Origin of the sequence: Nonomuraea rhodomycinica (genome assembly GCF_013363995.1) — a bacterium.
GTDB classification, from domain to species: domain Bacteria; phylum Actinomycetota; class Actinomycetes; order Streptosporangiales; family Streptosporangiaceae; genus Nonomuraea; species Nonomuraea rhodomycinica.
Genome location: NZ_JABWGO010000009.1, coordinates 201,062 through 222,160 on the forward strand (window position 1 = coordinate 201,062; position 21,099 = coordinate 222,160).

Consider the following 21,099-nt stretch of genomic DNA (forward strand, 5'->3'; position numbering starts at 1 on the left):
GCCGGCGTGTCACGCCGCCGGTTGCTCCACGTGGAACATGGCCGTCCGTGTCGCCTCAGGCGGCCGGCCGGTACGACGAGGTGCTGTCGCCGCCCAGCGGCTCCCATCCGCCGGACCGCGTCTCGGCGAGGAGCATGTCGACCACGTCGCCCAGCAGCCCGCGCCGGGCGAACGCCGCGCGCTGCCGCGCCGCCGAGCTGCCCCTGGCCAGCGCCTCGCGGGTCAGGCCCGAGATCAGCTCCCAGTCGCCGGCCTCCTCCAGGTACGGCCGCAGGCCCGCCACCATCCCGGTGACGACCTCGGCGGCGGGCCTGGGCACGCCCTCCACCGGGTCGACCAGCTCGCCTTCGAGCCCGGAGCGCGCCGCCTGCCACGTCGCGGCCCGTACGCTCTCCAGCGGCACCTCCAGGCCGGGGGAGCGCCGCACGTCCTCCAGACCGCGGGCCACCAGCGCCCGGAACAGCCCGGCTATCAGCACGATGTCCTCCACGCGCGGGCAGGAGTCGCAGATGCGCAGCTCCACGGTCGGCACGTGGTCCGACGGCCGGATGTCGAAGTAGATCATCCCGGGATCGGTGATCACACCTGACTGGATGAGGCCGCCGATCATGCGTTCGTAGTCGGCCACGGAGTCGTAGCGGGCCATCGGCCCGGCCGTGGGCCAGCGCTGCCACACCATGGTCCGGTAGCTGCCGTACCCCGTGTCGGACCCGAGCCAGTACGGCGAGCCGGCGCTGAGCGCCAGCAGCGGCGGCGCCCACGGCGACAGCCGGTGCGCGAGGGCGAGCGCCAGCTCGCGGTCGGTCACCTCCGCGTGGACCTGGGTGCCGCAGATGAGCTGCTCGCGGGTGAGGAGCTGGTAGTCGTCGAGCATCTGCTCGTAGCGCGGGTCGGGCGACACCTTCATGCGGTCGATGTCGGCCAGCGGCACGCTGCCTGCCGCCACGATGCCGAGCCCCAGGCTCTCCGCCCTGCGCACCACCATCGCGCGCATGCCGCCGAGGTCGCGGGCCAGGTCCTCCAGGTCACGGAACGGCTTGCTGTTGGCCTCCAGCGTGGAGCACTGGAGCTCCTTGGTGAAGCAGTCCTCCGGCAGCATGTCCAGGAGGATCCCCGCCCGTGGGACCAGATGGCGGGTCCGCGTGTCGACGACGTGGAACTCCTCCTCGACGCCCAGCGAGATCGTGGAGCCGCTCACCACGACCACCTCCGACCTTCATCAGTTGTCCGCATAGCGGTCACCTGCCCTCAAAAAGCGCTTTAGCACCTCATGGGGCATATGTGATCTTTAATACGGTTTGCCGGGCGTTCTCAGCCGCCGGCCTTCGACACGGCGAAAGCGAGCAGGAATCCGGCCAGCGTGATGAGCCCGGTCATCAGATGGGCGTTCTCGAAAGCCTCGGGGATCATGGTGTCGGCGACCATCGTCAGGATCGCGCCGCCCGCCAGCGCGATGATGCCCGCCAGCACGGCCGCCGGAGCCCCGCCGAGCAGCGCGTACCCCGCCAGCGACGACAGGCCGCTGATCACGGCGATCCCGCTCCACAGCCCGAACACGTACGCCTTCGACCGCCCGGCCCCGCGCATCCCGGCCGCGCTGGACAGCCCCTCGGGCACGTTGCTGATGAACACCGCCGCCACGGTCACCGCGCTCACCGCGCCCCCGCCGAGCAGGCTCGCGCCGATCACCACCGACTCGGGCACCCCGTCGAGCACCGCGCCGAGCGCAATCGCCGTGCCCGAACCGCTCTGCTCCTGCTCGGACGGCTGCTGCCCGCCGGAGCGCTTGCGATGCCGCGCGCCGCGGCGGGCCAGCAGGATGTTGCACACGGTGTAGAGGACAGCGCCGGTCACGGCGCCGGCGACCGTGGGCACCAGCCCCGCCCGCTCGTGCGCCTCGTCGATCAGCTCGAACGACACCGCGGACATCAGCACCCCGGCCCCGAACGCCATCACCGACGCGACCACCCGCTGCGGCAACCGCACCGTGTACCCGGCCAGCGCGCCGATCACCAGCGCTAACCCCGCCAGCAGCCCCCAGCCGCCCGCCTGCAACCACTCCGGCATGACCAAGCGGTTTCCCGCCCGGCGACCTCCGCAAACCCGGCACCGGGCCACGCCTTGACTTCATGTCGACATGAAGATCCATGCTGATCCGCATGCCGAACACCAGCGAACTCGTCACCCTTCTCGACGCCGCCGACACCCTTCCCGGCGCCATCGCCCTGCGCGAGCGCTCGTACGAACTGCTTCGCCTGGAGCCGGGGACCCCGGCGGTGGACGTCGGCTGCGGCACGGGCCGCGCCGTCGCGGAAATGCGCGAGCGCGGGGCCAGGCCGACCGGCGTGGACCTCAGCGCAGACATGATCGGTATCGCCCGTGACCGGTGGCCCGGAGCGGACTTCCGGGTGGGCGACGCCTACCACCTGCCGCTCGGCGACGGCGAGGTCGCCGCGTACCGGGCGGACAAGGTGCTCCACGAGCTGGACGACGCCGGGCGGGCCCTGCGCGAGGCCGCCCGCGTGCTGTCGCCGGGCGGCCGCGTCGCGCTTGCCGGGCAGGACTGGGACGCGATCGTCGTCGACTCGGGTCACCCGCTGGTCACCCGCGCGATCGTGCACGCCCGCGCCGACCAGATCCCCGACCCGCGCGCCGCCCGCCGCTACCGGGACCTGCTGCTGACGGCCGGCTTCACGGACGTCCACGTCGAGGTCCACACGGCGGTCCTCACCGACGCGACCCTGCTGCCCATGGTCACCAACCAGGCGCGCGGCGCCCTCGCCGCCGGTGCGATCACCCAGGACGAGCACGACGCCTGGCTCGCCGACCAGCACGACCGGGCCCGGCGCGGACGGCTGCTCCTGGCCATCCCGATGTTCCTGGCCGCCGCGACCCGCCCCTGAGGCCCGGCCCGAGCGCGCGCCCGACTCGACCGGCACGGACCCGACCACCGTCAGGGAAGGCGCACCGGCGAGGTCGTCACCCCAGGAGCCGGCTAGCGCGGCCACGCGTTGCGCCGGAAGGCCAGCTCCACCAGGTCGGCGACCGCACCGTCCGCGCAGGCCGCCGTCACCACGTCGGCCGCCGCGCGCACGTCCGGATGGCCGTCGCCGACCGCGGCCCCCAGGCCGGCCGCGTCGATCATGTCGAGGTCGTTGGGGTTGTCGCCGATGGCCGCGACCTCCTCCAGCGGCACGCCACGGGCCGCGGCCAGGGCGCGCAGCGCGGTGCCCTTGGTGGCCCCCTCGGGAAGCACCTCCAGGTACGTCGCCTCGGACAGCGTCGTGACCGTGCCCGCGACCTGCAGGGCGGGCAGCGGATCGCCGATCAGCATGCACTTGGTGATCCGCTCGGGGCGCAGCGCGTGCCAGCCGCCGGGATGGCGCAGCGTGATCCCGTCCCGGCGCGCGTAGTCGCGCAGGACCGGCGCGTCGTCCACGGCCCACGCCTCACCGTCGGCGAACGCCACCGGACGCACCCCCTCCGGAAGCCCCTCGAACACGCCGAGCAGCGTCGTCCAGGCGTCGGCGGGCAGGTGCCGGGAGCGCAGGACGTCCCCGGTGGCCAGGTCGGCGGTGCGGGCGCCGTTGTAGAGGATCGCCGGCCCGTCGAGGCCCAGCTCGTCGTAGTAGCGGCGGGCCGAGCGTTCCATCCGGCCGGTGGCGATGACCACCTCGCCGCCCGCGGCCCGGAAGCGGCGCAGCGCGTCGCGGCCGGCCGGGACCATCGCGAGGTCGCGCCCCACGAGCGTCCCGTCGAGGTCCGTGACGATCCAGCGGATCACGAGCCGCTCCCGGCGCCGGTCAGCTCGGCCAGCACGGAGCCGGCGAGGTCGAACCCCCCGACGCAGGCCAGGTAGCCGCCGGGGACGAGGACGTCTCCCGACAGCGGGATGTAGACGCCCCCGGCCTGCCGGACCAGGAGCGATCCGGCCGCCACGTCCCAGGCGTTGACGTGGGTGCCGTAGGCCACGTCGGACCAGCCGGCGGCCACGTGCGCCAGTTTCAGCGCCGCGCTGCCGGGGCGGCGGGTGGAGGCGAAGGCGCTGACCATCCGGGCGAAGCGGCGCAGCGCCTCCTCGCCGTCGGCGGCCAGGTCGCGGGGGGCGGGATAGCTCGACAGCAGCAGCGCCTCCCGGTCGGTCGTGGCGCCCACGCTGCGGATCGGCGCCCCGTTGCAGGTCGCCCCGCCGAGCCAGGCGGTGAACTCGTCGTCGCGCACGGGGTCGTAGACGACGCCGGCCACCACCTCGCCGTCCACGGCCGCCGCGATCGAGGTGCAGAAGAACGGCAGGCCGGCGGCGAAGTTGGCGGTGCCGTCGATGGGATCGACGTACCAGCGGACGGCGCCCTCGCCGCGGGCGCCGCCCTCCTCCCCGACCACGGCGCTGCCGGGGCAGCGCTCGTCCAGGACCTGGCGGATGTGGTCCTCGGCCGCCCGGTCGTGCTCGGTGACGGGGTCGTGGAAGTCGCGCTTGGTACGGACGTGCGGCCGGGAACGGAAGGCGGCCCGCAGCCGGTCGCCGACCGCCCGTGCCGCCTCGGTCGCGATGGCGGCCAGCTCGTACGAGGTGTTCACGTCCATGTCGCCTCCAGGAGGTTCAGCAGGCCGCGCGGGTCCTCCACGGTGGCCTGCGGGCTCTGCCGCACGCGGTACGGGATCTTCTCGGTGCTGCGGGAGACCATGAGGACCGTGGCTCCCACCTCGGCGCGGGCGCCGCAGACCACGTCACGGTCGTAGTTGTCGCCGACGTACCAGGTCTGCGCCGGGTCCACGCCGAGGGCTCGGCAGGCCAGCCGGATCATCTCCGGGTTCGGCTTGCGCACGCCGACCTCGTCGCTGTAGACCTGCGTGGCGATCAGCCGGTCGAGGCCGTCGCGGGCCAGGAAGTCGCGGTGCACGGCGCCGCACAGGGCGTTGCTCACCACCGCGGGCACGACTCCGCGCGCCCGGCAGGCGGTCAGCAGCTCCACCGTCCCGGCACGCGTCTTCCGGTCGCTGCGCAGCTCGCCCATGCGCCTGCACAGCGGGGTCGCCTCGACGGTGACCAGGGTGCGGGCCTGCTCCGGCCAGTCGGTGGCGACGAAGTCGGCCCAGAACCGGCGGTGGGTCGTCTCCTCGGGCGCGAGCTGCCGGGAGGTGGAGTCCTTCCAGTAGCCGTCGGCCCGCGCGCCGGCCCTGATGTCGCACTCGACGTCCTCGGCGGTGAGCCCGTCGAAGCCGGCGCCGGTGAGCAGGCCGTGCACCTCGGCGGCCAGCTCGGCCGCCCATGACGGGCGCCGGGTGGTCTCCACGACGACACCGCCGAAGTCGAGGAGCAGGGCCTTGGGCGCCCTCACGCCGTCGCCTCCGCCCGGTCCCAGGAGGAGATCCGGACGCCGTCGGCGTCGAAGAGGTGGAGCTGCTCGGTCCAGCAGGTCAGGACATCGCCGGAGGCGGCCAGGACCGGCGTGTACGACACCGCGTACAGCTCGGCGTCCAGGACGCGCAGCCGTACCGTCCAGGAGGAGCCGGCCGGGAGCACGGCCTCGACCAGCGCCTCCTCATGCCAGGCGGCGTCCGGTGGCGGGCCGAGGCGTAACGCCTCCGGCCGGATGCCGACGGCCGCCGGCGCCTTCCCGGCGGCGCGGGGCTCCACATGGCGCAGCAGCGAGGCGGCCAGGCCGGTGGGCGCGGGCCCCGTCTCGACGATCGCCATCGGCGGGCTGCCGACGAACTCGGCGACGAAGCGGTTGGCCGGGCGGTCGTAGACGTCCATGGGGGCGGCGAGCTGCTGCAGCTCGCCGTCGTTCAGCACGGCGACGTCGGTGGCCATGGTGAGGGCTTCGAGCTGGTCGTGGGTGACGAAGACGATGGTCGCGCCGGACTCCTCGTGGATGCGCTTCAGCTCGGCGCGCATCTCCAGGCGCAGCCGGGCGTCGAGGTTGGACAGGGGCTCGTCCAGCAGCAGCACGGCGGGGTTGACGGCGAGCATCCTGGCCAGCGCGACCCGCTGCTGCTGGCCGCCCGAGAGCTGGGACGGGTAACGGTCCATGGCGGCGTCGACGTGGACCATCCTCAGCGCCGCCTCGGCGCGGGAGCGACGCTCCGGGGCGGGGACCTTGCGCATGCGCAGGCCGAACTCGACGTTCTCGCGCACCGACAGGTGCGGCCAGAGCGCGTAGTTCTGGAAGACGAGCCCCATGCCGCGCTTCTCCGGCGGCACGTAGAGGCCCCGCTCGACGGAGTCGAGCACGCGGTCGCCGACGGCGATGCTGCCGGCCGTGGGCTGTTCGAGACCGGCGATCATGCGCAGCGTCGTGGTCTTGCCGCAGCCGGACGGGCCGAGCAGGCACATGAACGCGCCGTCGGGGACGACGAGGTCGAGGTTCCTGACCGCGTGCTCGCCGCCGCCGTAGCTCTTGGAGACTCCGCTCAGGGTGATGGTCGGCATCTATCCTCCTATGCCGGACGCCAGGCTCGTCCGGGTCAGGCGCTGGGTCAGGGTCGTCATGGTGAACGAGAGCAGGGCGATCATGAGGACGACGGCGTTGGCGAGCTGGGTGTATCCGTAGTCCACGAGACCGATCGACAGCGTCGTGAGCAGCTGCGTGCCCGTGGTGGCGAGCATGACCACGATGCTGAGCTCCTTGAGCCCGGAGACGAACGGCAGCACGATCCCGGTGACCAGCGCGCCCTTCTGGATCGGGAAGATGATCCGGCGCATCCGCTGCCACCAGGAGGCGCCGGCGACCTGGGCGGCCTCCTCCGGCTCCCGGCCGAGCTGCGTCATCGCCGCGATGCCCGAGCGGGAGCTGTAGGGCAGGTGCGTCACGGCCATCACGAGGATCAGCAGGAACGTCGTCCCGTACAGCGCCGGGACGGGTCCCCGGGCGACGGCGAACAGCGACAGCGAGGCCGCCGCGAAGGCGATGCCGGGCACCAGGTAGGGCAGGAAGGACACCTGGCGCAGGAAGCCGGCGACGCGCGGCGCCGTCCCGCGCACGACGACGTACCCGACGAGCAGCCCGGCGACCGCGCACACCACCGAGGCGAGGCCGACGACGCGCAGCGAGTTCCAGGCCGCCTCCCACAGCTCGTGGCCGCGCAGGACGCCGTGCGGGAAGCCGACCGCGCCGGGCAGCCGCTCGGCGAGCCAGTAGTCGAGGGTGAACGTCGACAGGTCCAGCGGCGTGCGCGTGATCGTGGACAGCAGCAGCGTCAGCACGGGGACCAGCACGCTGACCACGAACACCAGCAGAGCCAGCGCGAACGCGGGCCGGCGCAGGCGGCGCAGGCGGCCCAGCCGGTCCATCGCGCCCTTGCCGCCCACGGTGACGAAGCGGCGGTGCTCGCGCATCAGCCGCATGTCCATGAAGACGACCAGCACGCCGATGATCACGATGACGGTGGCGAGCACGGAGGCCACGCCGGTGCTCCGGTCCCGGATCGACTGGAAGAGCCCGGTGGACAGCACACGGTAGTCGGCCGGCAGGCCCAGCACGTACGGCGTGCCGAACGTGCCGAGCACCCGGCCGATCACCAGCAGCACGGCCGACGACAGGGCCGGGAGCATGAGCGGGACCACGATCCGCCGCACGACGGTCCGCCGGGGCGCGCCGAGGATCCGGGCCGAGTCCTCGAGCTGCGCGTCGATGCGGCGCAGCGCGTTGCCGACCAGGAGCAGGACGAACGGGTAGTAGTGCAGCCCGAGGGTGACGATGATCGGCAGCGCCCCGTAGGCCAGCCAGTCGGGCGTCCGGACGCCCTGCGCCTCCAGGAAGCCGACCTGCCCGCCGGCCCGCTCGTTCTTGAACAGCGACAGCCACGCCAGCGAGAACGTCCACGACGGCAGCATGTACGGCACGACCAGCGCGCCGGCCAGCCACCGGCGCCCCGGGACGTCGGTCCGGGTGACCAGCCACGCCATGCCGCCGCCGAGCACCAGCGCGAACAGGGTGGTGCCGGCCGCGACGACGAGCGTGTTGAGCAGCGGCTCCCAGAACAGCAGGCGGCTGACGGGGGAGCGGAAGACCCGCCACAGGTAGTAGCCGGTCCACTCGCCGGGCGCCTGTCCGGCGTGCGCCTCGTCGCCGTACTGGAGGCGGAAGGCGTCGGACAGCACCGCGACCAGCGGAGCGACGACGAGGTAGGCGAGCACGACCACGAGCACCAGGCCGAGGAGCGCGGTGGGGTCGTGACGCAGGACGCGCAGCCGGTACAGCGTCCTGCCTCGGATGGGTGGTGGGGGCGGCGGCTCCGTCTCGGTCATCACGGCCATGGCGCTCCTTCAACGGGGGGTGTCGGCGGTGGCTTCAGTGGCTGCGTTTGAGCATCGCGTCGGCGAGCGTGTCGGCGGCCTCGCCGAGCCGCCGGCCCACGGCGTCGAGCCGCGACAGCAGCTCGCGCTCGCGCAGCGTCTCCATCTCCAGCGGCTCGCCGAACAGCTCGGTGAGCCGGGCCTGACAGAGCTGGCGGACCCGGCTGCGGGACTTGCGGGTGGCCAGCACGGCGACGGTGACCGAGCCGGGGTCGCCGAGCGTCTTGCGCAGCGCCTCCTCCAGCTGGTCCAGGCCGTCGATCACGGCGCGCAGCGGCTCGGCCGCGAACGCCAGGTCGGCCGGCCCGAACAGGTCGGCCTCGCGGACGAAGTCCCTCAGGTGGTCGAGCACGTCGTCGATCGAGCGGGACAGCCGGAACAGGTCCTCCCGGTCGATGGGGGTGGCCAGGATGCGCCACAGGGCCCGGACCAGCTCCGCCCGCGCGGCGTCACCCTCGTGCTCGATCTGCGCCATCCGGGTCCGCGCCGCCGAGCGCCCGACCGCGCCGGAGGCGGCCGAGCGGGCCAGGACGGCGCCCGACCGGGCGACGGCGACCTGCCCGCGGATCAGGCCGATCACCCGCCGACCCGACCGGCCGCGCAGCTCGTCCCAGGCGCGGGCGACCCGCCGGGCCAGCCCGGTCATGCCGACCGCAGCAGCCGCAGCCCCAGCCCGGCCAGGCAACCCAGCGCCATGGACGACGGCAACGTGACCAGCCACGCCGTGCCCACGTTCAGCACCGCACGCCATCGCAACCTCCTGCCTCCCTCACTCGCCACCACGCCGACGACCCCGGCGGCCACGGACTGCGTCATGCTCACCGGGCTTCCCAGGGCCGAGCTGCCGAGGACGGCGCCGGTGGCCGCCGTCTCGGCCGAGACCACGTGCAGCGGCCGGGTGATAACCAGGCCCCGGCCCAGCCGCTCGCCGACTCCGACGAGGCTGGTCATGGCCCCGGCCAGGAACACCAGCGCCATGACGGCCGTCCAGAAGGCGGAGACGTGGACGGGCCCGACCCGGCCCAGTCCGTTGCGCCCCACGTCCACCGCGACGCTCACGACCGCGATCATCTTCTGGCCGTCGTTGACGGCGTACGCGACGCACTGGGCCGCGTACGCCAGCACGTGCGCGCCGAGCACGAGCCTGGGCATCCGGCGGGAGGACGGCACGCGCCGGGAGAGGCTCCCGAGCAGGTAGCCCAGGCCGAGCCCGGCCAGGGGCGCGCCGGCGCCCACCGCCAGGACGGCGGCCAGGGCGCGCCACGACACCGGCAGCCCCGCGCCCAGCCCGGCGCCGGTGATGCCGCCGATCACGGCGAGCGTCAGGCTGGTCGGCAGCCCCTTGGCGGTCAGAGCGCCGACCACGGCGAGCGCGGTCACCACGCCGGCCAGGAACACGGTGGCGCCCTCGGAGGTGCCGAGTCCCGCCAGCCCCTCGGTGAAGGTGCGCGCGACGGCCACGCCCAGCAGGTACGGACCGGTGGACAGCACGACGACGAGCAGGGCGGCGGCGCCCCAGCCCGGGGTGTGCGGGAACCGCAGCCCGAGGCCGATCAGCGTGGCTCCGTCGTTGGCGCCGCTGATCAGGACGAACACGACGGCCACCGCGGCGAACGCCAGCGTCCAGCCCATGATTCGCTCCTCGCCCAGGGGCCTTCTTTGTAGATGAACGAGAGATGAACGGTCAATACTTTGTCATGACATGCTTATGAACCAACTCCTCAGTCCGTAAGAATGTCTTGACAATCTATTCTCCTGATGTTCATCGTGAGCCATACGCCGGCGCCCGGATCGGGGCTGGAGCCCGGCCTTCAGGGATTCCCATGGGCATGAGGAGTGACGCCAGCATGAGGCGTACCGGGAAGATCATCTCTGTGGCGGTGCTGGCGGCGGCCGTCCTGTCGTGCGCGCCCTCCACCGGCCCCGGCGGGTCCTCGCCGCCGGCGACCGCGCGCGCACTGCCCGAGCCGTCGCTCGACGCCGCCTTCGACCTGGACACGCTGGTCGCCGCGGCGAAGAAGGAGGGCAGCGTGCTGGTCTACGACTCCAGCGGTGACATCGAGGAGGTGGCCAGGGCCTTCACGGCGAAGTACGGCATCGCCATGGAGGGGGTGAAGTCCGACACCCCGCAGACCGCCGAGAAGATGACCCGCGAGCACGCGGCCGACAACGTGACCATCGACGCCGCCATATACGAGGACGGCGGGGTCCTGGTGGGCCAGCTCGTGCCCCAGGACGTGGTCCGGACGTGGGTGCCGGCCGACCTGACGGACCAGATCCCCGCCGAGAACCGGAACCCGCTGCTCGCGCTGTCGAAGGCGACGGTCTTCGCGTACAACACCCGCCTGTCGCCCGGCGGCTGCCCGGTGCGCAACGTGTGGGACCTCACCGAGCCGCAGTGGGCGGGCAAGCTGGTGATGCAGGACCCCCTGGGCAAGCCGACCGTGCTGTCGTTCTTCACCCAGCTCGACTCGCACGGCAACCAGGCCCTGGAGCAGGCGTACCAGGCCAAGTACGGCGAGCCGCTGCGCACGGAGGAGCAGAGCGCGGCCTACGAATGGATCAAACGGATCTCCCGCAACAAGCCCGTGCTCACCGGCTCCGACGAGGACATCTCCGCCGCGGTGGGCGCGCCCGGCGTCACCGACAAGAAGCTCGGTTTCATGTCCGTCTCGAAGTTCCGCAACAACGAGGACAAGGGCTACACCCAGTCCACGTGCGAGGCGATGACGCCCTTCGCCGGCTTCAGCTATCCCAAGTACGTGGCGATCGCCGCGAAGAGCAGGCACCCGAACGCGGCCAAGCTGTTCGTGCACTTCATCATGACCGGCGAGGGCGTCCGGCACGAGATCGGCGAGGGCGGCGTGTCGGGCAACAGCACTGTCGATCCGCTGGTCACCCCGCCCGGGCTGGCCGACTGGCAGGGCCGGCTCTTCCACACCGACCCGGACGGCCTGCTCGCCGACCTGCGCAACCGCCAGGCCGTGTCCGACTTCTGGCGCGTCAGCCGCGGCTGACCGGTTCACCCCCCGAGAAAGGAGGCGCGATGCGCGCCCTGCCCAGGTTGGTCCTGGCGGTCATGATGGCCTCGGCGATAGGAGGATTATCGGGACCGGCGTCCGGTTCGAGTGTGGCGTCCGTCGGCCCGGAGGCGGAGACGCCGTCCCTGTTCGACGACGACGCGGGCGGCAACGCCAACGGCGACGACCCGGCGGTCTGGGTCCACCCGTCCGACTCCCGCCGCAGCGTCGTCATCGCCACCGCCAAACAGGGCGGCCTGTACGTCTACGACCTGGACGGGCGGCAGGTGCAGCACCTCGCGGCGCCCGCCGCCCCGGGTCCCGACGACGAGCCGGGCCGGTTCAACAACGTCGACGTCACCTACGGCTTCGGCGGCCGTGACCTGGCGATCGTCTCCGACCGGGGGCGCGACACGCTGCGCGTCTACGCCGTCTCCGGCGGCCGGCTCACCGACGTGACCGACCCGGCCGCGCCGTTCGTCTTCAACACCACCCAGGAGCAGGTCGACGACGCCGAGACCGCGTACGGGCTGGCCGCCTGGAAGGACGCCACCGGCACCTACGCCCTGGTCAGCCGCCGCCACCGGACCTCCGTCGCCCTGGTCAGGCTGCTGGCCCGGCCCGGCGGCACGATCGGCTACCAGCGCGTCAGGACGCTCGACCTGCCCGCCTCCTTCACCCTGCCCGACGGCACGAGCTGGACCCCGTGCCTGGAGCCCGGCGAGCAGCCGCAGGTCGAGGGCATGGTCGTGGACCAGGACAAGGACGTCCTGTACGCCGCGCAGGAGGACGTCGGCATCTGGCGCGTGCGCGCCGACCTGACCGGGACGCCCGTCCTGATCGACCGGGTCCGCGAGTACGGGGTGCCGGGCAGCTACGACCCGGCCACCGACGAGTGCACCCCCGGCGCCGACCCCGGCTACGGCGGCCGGCACCTCGCCGCCGACGCCGAAGGGCTCACCCTCTACTACCGCGAGGACGGCAAGGGCTACCTGCTGGCCTCCAGCCAGGGCGACAGCACCTTCGCCGTCTACCGCAGGGAGGGCTCCAACGCCCACCTCGGCCAGTTCAGGGTCGGCGAGGACGACGGGATCGACGGGGTCGAGCACAGCGACGGCTCCACCGTGCTCAACGTGCCGCTCGGCGACTTCGACGAGGGCCTGTTCGTCGCCCACGACGGAGCGAACGCCCCCGCCGACGGCGACCGGGAGAACACGAACTTCAAGCTCACCGGCTGGGGCGACATCGCCGGCGAGCTCGACCTCGACGTGGACACGGACGGCTGGGACCCCCGCGGCTGACCCCCGCGCCCGCCTGACGGGGGCCGTGCGGCACCGGGTGCCGCACGGCCTCCGCCGCTGGGATCATTCGCGGGCGCCGAGGGCGTCGGCGGGGCGGGCGCGCAGGGCGAACCTGGCCGGGACCGCCGTGGCGGCCAGCGCCAGGGCGGCCACGGCGGCGACCACCCCGGCGTACGTCAGCGGCGGCACGTACGGCGACGCCGACCCGGTCATCCCCCTGCTGAACGCCGCCAGCGTGACCAGCGAGACGGCCGTGCCGAGGACCACGGCCACGAGCAGGGCCGTCACCGTCTCCGTGCGCAGCATCCGGGCCGCCTGCCGGCGCGTCGTGCCGACCACGCGCAGCAGGGCGAGCTCGCGCGAGCGGGCCAGCGTGGACATCGCCAGGGTGTTGACCACGGCGATCGCGCAGAACGCGATGACCAGCCCCATCGCGACGTACGCCACCGCCGCGTCGGGGGAGCCCGCCGGGTCGTCGCCCGGAGCGGTCCCCGCGGGAAGCGCCCCGCGGGCGCCGCCGGTCACCAGGAGGGTGCCTCGGGGGTCGTCCACGTGGCCCGCGACGAGCCCGTACGACAGGGTCAGGTCGCCGAAGCCGAGGCCGCGGGAGTAGACGGCGGCCACCTGCACCGCGGCGGGCGTGCCGTCGCCGAGCACCAGGGAGAGCCGGTCGCCGACGCCGACCTCCAGCCTCGACGCGGCGGTGCTGCTGACCGCCGCCGACGTGTCGCCGAAGCCGTCCAGCGACCCCGCCACCACGCCGAGGTCCAGCGTCCGGTCCAGGCCGTCGGGCGTGACCGCCTGGACGGCGTACTTCTCCAGGTCGATCCTGACCGAGGTGCGCAGCACCTCGGTGACCGCCCGCACGCCCGGCACGCGGCGGACGGCGGCCGGGGAGGCGCCGGGGGCGAGCACGTGGTCGGCCTTGACGCCCGCGGCCACCTCGCCCTGGGCGGCGTGCCCGATCGTGGCCGGCACGAACAGGATCGTGCACGTCATCGCCGTCATGAGGGTGAGCGGCACGATCACCGAGGCCAGCCGCACGGGCGCGGCCAGCAGGCTCTTGCGCGCCAGGTACCCGGCCACGCCGGGCGCGCGCAGCGGCGGCGCCGTCACCGCCCGCGCGACGAGCGGGCCGAGCAGGGCGAGCGCGACCGTCCACACCAGCGCGGTCAGCATGGTGACCGGGCTGGACGCCGCCTCGGTGTTCAGCCCGGACAGCACGATCGTCAGCACCACCCCGCCGGCGACGGCGAGCAGCCCCGCGACCAGCCGCGCCACCGGGAGCCGCGCGGCGGGCGTCGCCGTCTCGCCCAGCGCCTCCACCGGCCTGATCCGCGCGGTACGGCGGGCGGAGACCCGCGCCGCCACCCACGCGGCCGCCACAGTGGTCACCACCGCGACGACCGCGGGGAACGGGCTGACCACCAGCCGCAGGTTCGCGGGCATGGCGCCCAGCTCCACGAACTCCGAGCGCAGCCAAAACCCGAGCAGGATCCCCGCGCCCGAGCCGAGCAGCCCGGCGGCCACGCCGACCAGCAGCGCCTCACCGCCGACGAGCCTCCTGACCTGCCCCGGCAGCGCGCCGACGGCCCGCAGCAGGGCGAGCTCGCGCCGGCGCTCCTGCATGGACAGCGCGAACGTGCCCACCACGACGAGGATCGCCACCAGCAGCGCGGTGCCGCCGAGGGCGCCGCCCAGGCTGACCAGCTTGACCCTGGAGCCTTCCGCCTCGGGGAACTCGACCGCGCCCCGCTCGTCGCCGGTGCAGGCCACGGCGCCCTTGCCCGCGAGATCGTCGAGGGAACGGACGTCGACCGCGGGCCAGACGCCGATCGCCGTCACCAGCCCGTCGCGCCCGGCCAGGCGGCGGGCCTCGGCGGTGGCGAAGAAGATCGTGTCCTGGCCGGGCAGGGCCTGCGCGGTCACCCCCACCACGCGATGGCCGGGGATCTTCGCGCCGGAGTGGCGCGCGTCCACGACGACCTCGCCCGCGGCCCTGGGGGCACGGCCCTCGGCCAGCGTGAACGGGGTCAGCGCGGCCGACTCCCAGCCGTGGGCGGTGCGGCCGGCGTACGGGAAGGTCACCTCGGTGACCACCTTCGTGACGCCCGGGATCCGCCGGACCTCCTCGGCCAGGGACGCCGGGATCCACCGGCGCTCGGACAGGAGCTTGGCCTTCTCCTTGCCGCTCTCCTTGGCCTGCCGGACGTACTGGTCGCCCGCCACGACGAGCGGGGCCCCGGCGTACCGCTCGGGCGCCACCGAGCCGCGCAGCCCCGTCTCCAGCAGCATCCCGCAGGCGGTGACCAGCGCGGCCGCGCAGAGCAGCGCCACGAACGCGCCGGCGAACCCGGCCTTGCGCCGCGAGATCGTCTTCCACGCGAAGGAGAACATCACTTCCACGCCCCCAGCCGGGTCATGCGCTCGGCGACCTTCTCGGCGGCCGGAGCGGTCATCGCGTCCACGATCCGGCCGTCGGCCAGGAAGAGCACGGTGTCGGCGTACGCGGCGGCCACGGGGTCGTGCGTCACCATCACCACGGTCTGGCCGAGCGTCGAGACCACCTCCCGCAGCAGGGTCAGGACGTCCCGGGCGGTCATGGTGTCCAGCGCGCCGGTCGGCTCGTCGCCGAACACCACCTCCGGCCTGGTCACCAGCGCCCTGGCGATCGCGACCCGCTGCTGCTGGCCGCCGGACAGCTCGCCGGGACGGTGCCCGGTGCGCCCTCCCAGCCCCACCCTGTCGACGACCTCGTCCAGCCACGCCCGGTCCACCCGGGCGCCGGCCAGCATCAGCGGCAACGTGATGTTCTCGGTCACGGTCAACGCCGAGACCAGGTTGAACGCCTGGAACACGAAGCCGACCCGGCGCCGCCGCAGCTCGGTCAGCGCGTTCTCGTCCATGCCGGTCAGGTCGGTGCCGCCCAGCCGCACCGATCCGGAGCTGGGGACGTCCAGGCCGGCCGCGCAGTGCAGGAACGTGCTCTTGCCGGAGCCGGAGGGGCCCATGACGGCGGTGAAGGTGCCCCGCGGGATGCCGACCGACACCTCGCGCAGGGCCGCGACCGCGCCCCTGCCCTTGCCGTACACCTTGCTCACCGTGTCCAACCGCACTGCTTCTGTCATGCCTCCAAGCCTGCTGATCTGCGGTTTCGGCCACCAGAGAGCCGCTCACGACCCCGCCGTGACGTCATCATGATCCGGACATAATGGTCAGGTGATTCGTATGCTCCTGGCCGAGGACCAGCACGTCATCAGGGAAGCGCTCGTGACGCTGCTCAGCCTCGAACCCGACATCGAGGTCGTGCAGGCGGTCGAGTCAGGAGACGCGGCCGTGGCCGCCGCGCTGGCGCACCGGCCGGACGTCGTCGTCCTCGACATCGACATGCCCGGCGCGATCGACGGCCTCGACGCCGCCGCGCAGGTGCGCACCAGGCTGCCGGGCTGCCGCGCGCTCATGCTCACCGGCCACGGCAAGCCCGGCCACCTCCGGCGGGCGCTCAGCTCGCAGGTGGACGGCTTCATGCTGAAGACCGCCTCGCCGGAGGAGCTGGCGTCCGCGATCAGGAAGGTGGCGCGGGGCGAACGGGTCCTCGACCCCTCGCTCGCCGTCACCGCGTGGAACCTGGCCGACAATCCGCTCACCCCGCGCGAGGCCGACGTCCTGCGGCTGGTCGCGGAGGGGGCCGAACCGCCCGAGATCGCCGGGCGGCTCTTCCTCAGCGCCGGGACCGTGCGCAACTACATCACCGCGATCGTGACCAAGCTCAACGCCCGCAACCGCACCGACGCCGTGCGCATCGCCTCCGAGGCGGGCTGGATCTAGCCGGCCTGGATCTGGCCGGCCTGGATCTGGCCGGCCGGCGCCCAGGTGAGGGTCGGGGCCTCGGCGGTGAGCTCGAACCAGCCGTCCTCGTGGGTGACGTCCAGCCGCCCGTCCAGCGCGGCCAGCCGGGTGGTGAGGTTGCCGATCCCGGCCGAGCCGCGGCGGCCCTTCGCCGGGCGCGCACCGTCGTTGCGCACGCTCAGCCGTACGGTGCCGTCCCGCACCGAGGTCGTGATCACGCAGCGGCGGGCCGAGCTGTGCCGCAGCACGTTGGTGACCGCCTCCCTGAGCACGATGCCGAGCGTGGTCTCCACGTCCCGGCCGAGGGTGTCGTGGCCCAGGTCGAGCTGCACCTCGACGCCCGCGGTGGACAGCAGCGCGCGGGCCGAGTCCGCCTCCGCGCCCAGCGACAGCTCGCCGCCCCTGCCCGACACCGTCCGCAGGTCCTCCATCGCCCGTTCGGTCATCGTCGCGACGTCCCGCAGCTCCTTGCGCGCGCGGTCGGCGTCGAGCCTGCGGGCGAGCTCGCACTTGAGCAGGATCGCGGCCAGGGTGTGCCCGAGCAGGTCGTGCAGGTCGCGGGCGGCCCGCAGCCGCTCCTCGACGACGGCCGCGCGGGCCAGGCCGTCCCTCGACTCCCGCAGCTCACCGGCCATCCGGGCCAGCCTGAGCAGCCCGTACACGACCAGGCCGGTCACCACCGTGCTGATCGCGTAGTTCACGGTGAGCGCGACCGGCAGGGCGAGCAGCACGCCCGAGACCGCGACGACCGCCACGATCGCCGCCACCAGCGGGAGCGCCACCGCCCACGGGAAGGCCAGCAGGATCGGCCCCGCCAGGAACCCCGCCACCCCCAGCCACGCCTGCCCGAACAGCGGGAGCGGGGCGAACGTCAGCACCCCCATGATCGACAGTGCCACGTGGTGACGGCCTTCCACCGAGCGCACCTGCATGACGACGATGACGGCCAGCAGCGCCGCCGGCCACGGGGAATCGGCCGCGAGCAGCGCCTTCACCGAGAACCCCACCAGCACGGCCGTCAGCAGCGCGATCGCCAGCGCGCTGTCGCGTTCCGGCCGGCCGGGCGGGCGGGTGACCGGCAGCCGAGCCTCCACGGTCACCCGGGCGTCATCCGTGAGCCCGACGGTGAGCGTGCCGCCCGCCTCCTCGACCTGCCGCGGCAGGTCGCCGAGGTCCGCGTCGCCGGCCGTGCGGGCGCCGTCGTCGGAGACGCGCAGCCGGACCGCGGCGCCCTCCGTGAACGTCTCGATGCGGCAGACGGTGGCCGCGGACCTCCGGACGATGTCCGTCACGGCCTCCCTGAGCACGGCCGCCAGCAGCGCACCCGCCGGGCCGAGCGGCTCGGCGTGGCTCACGCGCACGTCCACGGTGACGCCCGCGGCGGTCAGCATGGCCTTGGCGGTGGTGATCTCGGGGGTCAGGGACATGGCCCGGTAGCTCGCCGCCGCCGCCCGGGCCTCGGCCAGCGAGCGGCGCGCCGTCTCCACGTCAGGCGTCCCGGTACGCGCCCCTTCGGCGATCGCGGACAGCGCCCGCCCCAGGCCCGCGCTCAGCTCGGCGGCGATGCGCAGCCGCTCCTCGGCCGCCGCCGTCACCGCCAGCGACAGCCGCGCCGCGTTCACCTCGTCGATCCGGTCGATCATCCTGGTCAGGCCGTACACGACCAGCGAGATCAGCACCATGCTGATCACCGGGTCGGGCGGCCCGAGCAGCGCGGCGCTCACCGCCACGGCCAGGGCCGCCGGCCAGAGACTGGTCAGCAGCAGCGAGCCGCCCACGAACCCCAGGATCCCCACCGAGGAGCCGAACAGCAGCACCGACCCGTAGGCCAGGACAGCCTGAACCGGCACCAGCCACCACGAACGCCGCAGGGTGAAGAGCACCTGCACCGCGAACACGGCCACCGCCGAGGGCGCCCCGGCCACCACGTAGACGCTCGCGAAGCCGGCGAAAACGACGGCGACGATCAGTTTCGCCTGCTTGTGCACCCGTGCAGCCTAGAAGAGGCCCTTACGCCGCAGAGCCATGGGCCGCCCTGGATCCGGACACCGGGGCGGCCACCCGCCGGGCCGAGACCCGCCGCGCGGACACGGCCAGGGTCAGCACCGCGCACGCGGCCACCAGCCCGCCCAGCCCGAGCGCGGCCTGAAGCGTCAGGGCGTCGGGGTCGAGGAGCGCCTGCCCACGCCGCGCCTGCCACAGCACCAGCCCGGTGAGCCCGGCGTACCCGAACGCCGCGACGATCACCAGGACCGTACGGGTGGCGGCGCCCGACAGGACGGGGAAGCGGCGGGCCGCCAGCCGCAGCCCGATCGCGACCAGCGGGATCACCTGCAGCGCGTGCAGACCGACGAAGTGCGCCACCCGCAGGTCGCCCGAGCCGGTCTCCCACCCGGTGACCGCCATGCCGGCCCCGCCGTCGGGGGCGCCGACGCTGTGCGCGCCGATCGTGGTCAGGCTCAGCCCCCTGGCCAGCCCCGCCGCCTGGTCCGGCGTGGGGGCGGTCATCAGGTAGCCGACGGACATGCCGGCCAGCGAGATGACCAGCCCGAGCGGGACCGCCCATGCCATCGCCCGGTCCACGCGCCGCTGCGCCACCAGGAAGACCCCCATCGCGAAGGTCATCAGCCAGCCCAGGTACGCCGCCCCACCCATGATCATGAACACGGTGGCGTCGAGGCCGGTGGAGAAGTTGAAGTGGCTGGGCACGCCGCGCGCCGCCTGGAAGGCGATCGCCGCGATCTCCGGGGTGACGAAGCCGGCCACGGCCACGGTTCCCAGCCACCACAACGTGCGCCGCCACCGCCCCGCCTGAGCGATCATCCAGGCCAGCGTGATGGCGTACATGCCGAACGACACCGCGAACTTGGCCGGCTTCAGCCACACGCTCTGTCCCATGAGCGTGCGCCCGTCCACCACCAGGCCCAGCCCGCAGACCAGGGCCACCACCGCCATCGCCGCGGCGCAGTAGGTGAGCGGTCCGTGCCACGAGGACGTGACCTTGCGAATCTCCCGCCGCCGAAGCAGGGCACCCATGACGACTCCTTCCCATCGACTGGGTACAACCCTGCTGGTCAGCGGCCCGCACCGACCAGAGACGCGATCATCGACCGGGCATGACGTCGTCACGAACCAGACATGGGCCCACCGGCCCGCCGCGCGTCGACGACGGGCGGGTCACCGGTAGCCGGCCGCGACGATGTTGGCCTGGACGGCGTTCTCGGTGGCGTCCGACGGATAGCCGGACGTCATGACGCCCTCGTAGAAGGTGCCGGCGGCGCCGTGGCTGTTGTCGCCGCCGATGCCGAGGATGATGGCTCCTTCCTTCTTCATCGGGTTGTAGCCCGGCACGTTGGGCCGCACCCCGTTGTAGAAGGTGGACAGGCTGCCCGACTGCGCGTTGCCGCCCCGGATGGCCCAGTGGTTGGGCTCGCCCTTGATGACGGCGGTCAGGTACCGGTGGGTGATGGTCGGGTCGTTGGCGTTGTACTTCTGGTTCACGCCGGAGAACAGGCCGTTCTCCAGGTCGGCCATGATCCAGGGGCCGTTGCCGGCGCCGTAGCCCCAGACCTTGATGTTGCCGAAGTAGATGGCCTCCATGGTGCCGTTGCCGTTGTCCCGGCTGTTGGTCTCGGCGTTGCCGTAGTCGAAGCAGCAGCCGCCGTTGTAGTGCGTGCCGTCGAGGACGGCGTACATGCCCTCCGGCTGGTCCCCCTTCGCGACACCGTTGGTGGTGTTGTCGCGGTATCCGACGCCGGGGTCCACGTACACGCCGTACGCCTTGCGGCCGTAGACCGTGGTCGGCGCCTTGGTCGCGGTCGCGAGGTTGTCGTACCCGCCGGGGGCGGGGCCGGGGAACCCGCCGGGCGGCGCCTGGGTGAGGTGGTTGCCACGTCCGGACTGGTCGTAGATGACGGTGATCAGGCAGGTGGCGCCGGCGCAGAACGAGTCCTGCGCCGCGGCGTCCGCGCCGCCGCCCGCGCTCAGCACCCCGATGTCCCGGGTGGCGTTGTCCGAGGCGCGCCGCACCTGGTACAGCGGGCCGTTGTAGGAGGCGTACAGGGCACGGGTCGTGCTGTGCGCCGCCACGCACGGCGTGCCGCCCGCGGCGTAGATGTCGCACGGCTGCCTGGACGGCGGTGGCGTGGGGGTCGTGGTGGGCGACACCGTGGGGGTCGGCGACGAGGTGCCGCCGGTGCAGGGCACGCCGTTCAGGGCGAAGCCGGACGGCGCCGGGTTGGAGCCGCTCCAGCTCCCGTTGAAGCCGAAGCCGGTGCTGCCGCCGCTGGGGATGCCGGCGTTGTAGTCCACGTTGGTGACGGTGACCTGGGCGCCGGACTGGGTGTAGGAGCCGTTCCAGATCGTGGTGACGGCCTGCCCGGCGGGGAACGACCAGGTGAGCTTCCAGCCGTTGACGGGATCGCCGAGGTTGTGAACGCTCACATCGGCGCCGAAGCCGCCGGGCCACTGGTTGGTCACCGTGTACGTGACCTGGCATCCGACCGTGGCCGCCGACGCGCCGTGCGTCGCCGCGACACCGAGACCGGCCGTCGACAGCGCGGCCGCCGCGGCGGCGGAGAGCCGCAACCGCCGGGGGAAAGAGCTGACATGTCGCACAGGTGCCTTCCTT

18 protein-coding genes are annotated in these 21,099 nt (G+C 73.4%); 4 read left to right on the plus strand and 14 right to left on the minus strand.

Annotation, left to right across the window (positions count from 1 at the left end):
- Nucleotides 1-55: 55 nt before the first annotated feature.
- Nucleotides 56-1,198, minus strand: a complete 1,143-nt coding sequence (locus HT134_RS30965) for a carboxylate-amine ligase (RefSeq protein WP_312888575.1) — start codon at nucleotides 1,196-1,198, stop codon at nucleotides 56-58.
- 113 nt (nucleotides 1,199-1,311) lie between these two features.
- Nucleotides 1,312-2,067, minus strand: coding sequence for a ZIP family metal transporter (locus HT134_RS30970; protein ID WP_175604012.1), 756 nt, complete (start codon nucleotides 2,065-2,067; stop codon nucleotides 1,312-1,314).
- A gap of 92 nt (nucleotides 2,068-2,159) precedes the next feature.
- Between HT134_RS30970 and HT134_RS30975 the strand changes: the two genes are divergently transcribed.
- Nucleotides 2,160-2,903: a methyltransferase domain-containing protein gene (locus tag HT134_RS30975; RefSeq protein ID WP_175604013.1), complete on the plus strand. Its 744-nt coding sequence runs from the start codon at nucleotides 2,160-2,162 to the stop codon at nucleotides 2,901-2,903.
- A gap of 92 nt (nucleotides 2,904-2,995) precedes the next feature.
- Here the strand turns inward: HT134_RS30975 and HT134_RS30980 are convergent, their stop codons facing one another.
- Genes HT134_RS30980 through HT134_RS31010 form a run of 7 tightly spaced genes read right to left on the minus strand, consistent with a single transcriptional unit; the run spans nucleotide 2,996 to nucleotide 9,931 of the window.
- Complete coding sequence (locus HT134_RS30980) at nucleotides 2,996-3,784, minus strand: HAD-IIB family hydrolase (RefSeq protein ID WP_217708577.1); 789 nt, start codon at nucleotides 3,782-3,784, stop codon at nucleotides 2,996-2,998.
- Nucleotides 3,781-4,584, minus strand: coding sequence for an inositol monophosphatase family protein (locus HT134_RS30985; RefSeq protein WP_175604014.1), 804 nt, complete (start codon nucleotides 4,582-4,584; stop codon nucleotides 3,781-3,783). Before HT134_RS30985 ends, HT134_RS30980 begins: the two co-directional genes overlap by 4 nt.
- Nucleotides 4,575-5,339 (minus strand): HAD family hydrolase, encoded by a 765-nt coding sequence (locus HT134_RS30990; RefSeq protein WP_175604015.1) that lies wholly within the window; start codon nucleotides 5,337-5,339, stop codon nucleotides 4,575-4,577. Before HT134_RS30990 ends, HT134_RS30985 begins: the two co-directional genes overlap by 10 nt.
- Nucleotides 5,336-6,433, minus strand: coding sequence for an ABC transporter ATP-binding protein (locus tag HT134_RS30995; protein WP_175604016.1), 1,098 nt, complete (start codon nucleotides 6,431-6,433; stop codon nucleotides 5,336-5,338). The genes HT134_RS30990 and HT134_RS30995 overlap by 4 nt, the downstream gene beginning before the upstream one ends.
- Nucleotides 6,434-8,260: an ABC transporter permease gene (locus HT134_RS31000; protein WP_175604017.1), complete on the minus strand. Its 1,827-nt coding sequence runs from the start codon at nucleotides 8,258-8,260 to the stop codon at nucleotides 6,434-6,436.
- A gap of 34 nt (nucleotides 8,261-8,294) precedes the next feature.
- Complete coding sequence (locus tag HT134_RS31005) at nucleotides 8,295-8,945, minus strand: DUF47 domain-containing protein (protein ID WP_175604018.1); 651 nt, start codon at nucleotides 8,943-8,945, stop codon at nucleotides 8,295-8,297.
- Nucleotides 8,942-9,931, minus strand: coding sequence for an inorganic phosphate transporter (locus HT134_RS31010; RefSeq protein WP_175604019.1), 990 nt, complete (start codon nucleotides 9,929-9,931; stop codon nucleotides 8,942-8,944). The genes HT134_RS31005 and HT134_RS31010 overlap by 4 nt, the downstream gene beginning before the upstream one ends.
- Nucleotides 9,932-10,146: 215 nt before the next feature.
- On the opposite strand from HT134_RS31010, the gene HT134_RS31015 reads away from it, so the two are divergent.
- The gene (locus HT134_RS31015; RefSeq protein WP_175604020.1) at nucleotides 10,147-11,316 is read left to right on the plus strand and encodes an ABC transporter substrate-binding protein; all 1,170 of its coding nucleotides are present in this window, start codon (nucleotides 10,147-10,149) and stop codon (nucleotides 11,314-11,316) included.
- Between the two features lie 65 nt (nucleotides 11,317-11,381).
- Nucleotides 11,382-12,620, plus strand: a complete 1,239-nt coding sequence (locus HT134_RS31020) for a phytase (protein ID WP_246365953.1) — start codon at nucleotides 11,382-11,384, stop codon at nucleotides 12,618-12,620.
- A 63-nt stretch (nucleotides 12,621-12,683) separates the two neighbouring features.
- On the opposite strand, the gene HT134_RS31025 is transcribed toward HT134_RS31020, so the two are convergent.
- Together HT134_RS31025 and HT134_RS31030 are read right to left on the minus strand one after the other, a co-directional pair.
- Nucleotides 12,684-15,017, minus strand: coding sequence for an FtsX-like permease family protein (locus tag HT134_RS31025; RefSeq protein WP_175604190.1), 2,334 nt, complete (start codon nucleotides 15,015-15,017; stop codon nucleotides 12,684-12,686).
- Nucleotides 15,017-15,748: an ABC transporter ATP-binding protein gene (locus HT134_RS31030; protein WP_175604022.1), complete on the minus strand. Its 732-nt coding sequence runs from the start codon at nucleotides 15,746-15,748 to the stop codon at nucleotides 15,017-15,019. The genes HT134_RS31025 and HT134_RS31030 overlap by 1 nt, the downstream gene beginning before the upstream one ends.
- Before the next feature lie 91 nt (nucleotides 15,749-15,839).
- Here HT134_RS31030 and HT134_RS31035 point away from each other — a divergent pair, with 91 nt between their 5' ends.
- The gene (locus HT134_RS31035) at nucleotides 15,840-16,448 is read left to right on the plus strand and encodes a response regulator transcription factor (RefSeq protein WP_312888577.1); all 609 of its coding nucleotides are present in this window, start codon (nucleotides 15,840-15,842) and stop codon (nucleotides 16,446-16,448) included.
- Here HT134_RS31035 and HT134_RS47840 read toward each other — a convergent pair.
- The 3 genes from HT134_RS47840 to HT134_RS31050 all read right to left on the minus strand — a co-directional run bounded on the left by HT134_RS47840 (nucleotide 16,445) and on the right by HT134_RS31050 (nucleotide 21,086).
- On the minus strand, nucleotides 16,445-18,457 hold the full coding sequence (locus HT134_RS47840; protein WP_175604023.1) for a sensor histidine kinase: 2,013 nt from the start codon (nucleotides 18,455-18,457) through the stop codon (nucleotides 16,445-16,447). The genes HT134_RS31035 and HT134_RS47840 overlap by 4 nt on opposite strands.
- A gap of 22 nt (nucleotides 18,458-18,479) precedes the next feature.
- On the minus strand, nucleotides 18,480-19,505 hold the full coding sequence (locus HT134_RS31045) for a hypothetical protein (protein ID WP_175604024.1): 1,026 nt from the start codon (nucleotides 19,503-19,505) through the stop codon (nucleotides 18,480-18,482).
- 141 nt (nucleotides 19,506-19,646) lie between these two features.
- On the minus strand, nucleotides 19,647-21,086 hold the full coding sequence (locus HT134_RS31050; protein WP_175604025.1) for an arabinofuranosidase catalytic domain-containing protein: 1,440 nt from the start codon (nucleotides 21,084-21,086) through the stop codon (nucleotides 19,647-19,649).
- Nucleotides 21,087-21,099 lie beyond the last annotated feature (13 nt).